Raw genomic sequence first — 1,334 nt, 5'->3', positions numbered from 1 at the left:
TCGTACTCCTGGTAGTTGCCGTTGAAGAAGGTCCACTGGCTGTCGCCTTCGGCCGCCAGGATGTGGGTCGCGATCCGGTCGAGGAACCAGCGGTCGTGGCTGATCACCAGCACCGAGCCGGCGAACTCGAGCAGCGCGTCTTCCAGCGCCCGCAGGGTTTCGACGTCGAGGTCGTTCGACGGTTCGTCGAGCATCAGCACGTTGCCGCCCGCGATCAGGGTCTTGGCCAGGTGCAGCCGCCCGCGCTCACCGCCCGACAGCGTGCCGACCTTCTTCTGCTGGTCGGCGCCGTTGAAGTTGAAGCGCCCGGCGTAGGCCCGGCTGGCCATCTGGAACTTGCCGACATTGATGATGTCGAGGCCGTTCGAGATGTCTTCCCAGACCGTCTTCTCGTTGGCCAGCGCATCACGGTTCTGGTCGACGAAGGCCATCTTGACCGTCTGGCCGACCACCACCTCGCCGCTGTCGGGCTGCTCCTTGCCGGCGATCAGCTTGAACAGCGTCGACTTGCCGGCGCCGTTCGGGCCGATGATGCCGACGATCGCGCCCGCGGGCACCTCGAAGCTCAGGTTGTCGATCAGCAGGCGGTCGCCGAAGGACTTGCTGACGTTCTTGAACTCGAACACCTGGTTGCCCAGGCGCTCCGCGACCGGGATGAAGATCTCCAGCGTCTCGTTGCGGCGCTGGTATTCGAAATCGCTCAGTTCCTCGAAGCGGGCCAGGCGAGACTTGCTCTTGGCCTGGCGCGCCTTGGGGTTCTGGCGCGACCATTCGAGTTCCTTCTTCAGGGCCTTGGCATGGGCTTCCTCGCCCTTCTGCTCCTGCGCCAGGCGCTCGCCCTTCTGCTCGAGCCAGGTGCTGTAGTTGCCCTTCCAGGGGATGCCGCGGCCTCGGTCCAGCTCCAGGATCCACTCGGCGGCGTTGTCGAGGAAGTAGCGGTCGTGGGTGATCGCCACCACGGTGCCCGGGAAGCGCTGCAGGAAGACTTCGAGCCACTCGACCGATTCGGCGTCCAGGTGGTTGGTCGGTTCGTCGAGCAGCAGCATGTCGGGCTTGCTCAGCAGCAGGCGGCACAGCGCGACGCGGCGCTTCTCGCCGCCCGACAGCACGCCGATGTTGGCGTCCCACGGCGGCAGGCGCAGCGCGTCGGCTGCGATCTCGAGCTGGTGCTCGGAGTCGGTGCCGGCGGTCGCGATGATGGCTTCGAGTTCGGCCTGCTCTGCGGCGAGCGCGTCGAAATCGGCATCCTCGGCACCGTAGGCCACATACACCTCTTCGAGCCGCGCCTTGGCCTTGTAGACCGCGCCCATCGCTTCCTCGACCGACTCGCGCAC

1 protein-coding gene is annotated in these 1,334 nt (G+C 66.2%); it reads right to left on the bottom strand.

The window, feature by feature from the left end:
- On the bottom strand, window positions 1-1,334 hold a 1,334-nt coding region (ettA, locus tag AC1D2K_RS34755; protein WP_478094987.1), incomplete at both ends, for an energy-dependent translational throttle protein EttA.

This window comes from Variovorax sp. P1_H12_2, from assembly GCF_056405335.1.
Note: the sequence above shows the minus strand (reverse complement) of the source record. Positions and strands in the feature narration are given on the sequence as shown.